This is a genomic window from Sagittula marina (genome assembly GCF_014196795.1).
Taxonomy (GTDB): domain Bacteria; phylum Pseudomonadota; class Alphaproteobacteria; order Rhodobacterales; family Rhodobacteraceae; genus Sagittula; species Sagittula marina.
In genome coordinates, this window is the sequence record NZ_JACIEJ010000039.1 from 1 (window position 1) to 1654 (window position 1654).

At 59.1% G+C, this 1654-nt stretch carries 1 protein-coding gene; it reads left to right on the plus strand.

The window, feature by feature from the left end; all coding sequences use genetic code 11:
- The first annotated feature begins 130 nt into the window (after positions 1-130).
- Complete coding sequence (locus tag GGQ68_RS24045) at positions 131-1516, plus strand: hypothetical protein (protein ID WP_183970541.1); 1386 nt, start codon at positions 131-133, stop codon at positions 1514-1516.
- Positions 1517-1654 lie beyond the last annotated feature (138 nt).

The window sequence follows — 1654 nt, forward strand, 5'->3', positions numbered from 1 at the left end:
TTGCGGCGCACTGCCTTGCGGGGGGGGCTGGCTTTGCAGAGGTGTTGATATCTGCCACCAGCACCACCATCCGCTGGTTCCCTTGTGGTCCAGCTCGCGCCCCATTGAGCGGGATGATATTGGAGCGAGATTGGCGGAAATCCTGCCAGACCTGCGCGCAGGATCATTCGATTGCCTGCGCATTGATCGTACCGACTATGACCTTTGGCTCGATAAGCGTCTCTCGCAGGGCACAGCTGCGGACGACACATGGCTGGCCTCACAGCCGGTGTTTCCAGCGATCACACTCTGTGAGTTTATCGGTGCAGCCTTGCTGCGCAAACAGGGCGAGGCCCCGGACGATCGGCGCGCCAAGGCCACGGGCTTTGCCTATGTCTCCCAAGGCCCTGATGGGGGCCGGGCGGCTCTGGACATCCTCATGCGGTCACAGGACGGCGGCCACATCGTGACGCAGGGCGAATTTGGGCCGCTCCTCCGACACGTTAATGGCAGCTATCTTGATGACGATGCCTTTGCGGGCTTTCGCGGGATTCTTCGTGACTATTTTCTGGAAATATGGCCCTTGGCGCCAGGGGATGACATTCTTGGGCAGGCCGTGACGGAGCGGCGCCTACACTCCCTCACGTCAGCATCCAAGGAAACCGGCATCGGCGCCGCTGTTCTGGATGATTTCCTGACAGAAGCAGGCGCGTTCGCGCCCGGTGACGCGCGTGCCGATGCCCGCAAGACCTTTGATGCGAAGGCTTGGCAGCACGTCCTTGATGAAATCCCGACGCTGGTTGGTCCCATTGCGCTGCGAAAGGCAATCGGCGCAACGCTGGCCGAATTGAACGGGTTGAAGGCAGACGGTGTCCTCGTCCCGAGGACCAACATCGCCACGATCAAATCGCCTTGGCGGATTGCGGACGGCCAAGCTCTTCTTGAGGAGCTGGAGGCCTATGCGCAGCCAGTTGCCTTGGATGAGCCAGGATGGGAGACTATCCAACTCGTTCACAAGCGGCTGGACTTTCCAGTTGGCGGAATCATTGCGGCTATCAGGGCTGGTTTTCTGCGCCTCGGTAAACGTTCTGATGTGTTCGGCTACCACGGGTTTGTGGTTGAAGCCACTGAGGTTTCTTCATTCAAGGCTAAGACCGCGCCGAAGCGCAAACCATCGACTACCCCCGGCGAGGTGAGCGCAGCGGCCTTCGCCCGATCGGTGGGTATTAGGGGCAAAGGTCAATTCCTGGCTCTGATCGAAGGTGGTTACACGCCTGCGATGCTGGTTGTAAATCCTACGACCAGGCGTCGGGAATGGCGCATGAGCCGCGACGACATCGCTGCTTTTGAGACCAACTACACGACACCATCGATGCCGTCGGCCGAAACCGGCGCGCATTTGAACACGATTCGGGCCGTTCTGCAGAGCGAGCGGGTTCAGCCGTTTCGCCCAAACGGCTTGGATGTTGGACCGCTCTATCTTCGCAACGCTGTTGAGCCGGTTGTGGCACTCCTGAAATCTCAGGAAGGAAAGTGACCGCTAGTCACGGCTTATGCTGAAATGCCGTTCTATCTCAGTGTGCTAGAAGAAACCTTCAGAGAGGCACCCCGAGCCTCTTGACAGGGGGTGTGCATGAAAACCGCCAAATCGTGCAAGCTTATGCTTCATTGGCAC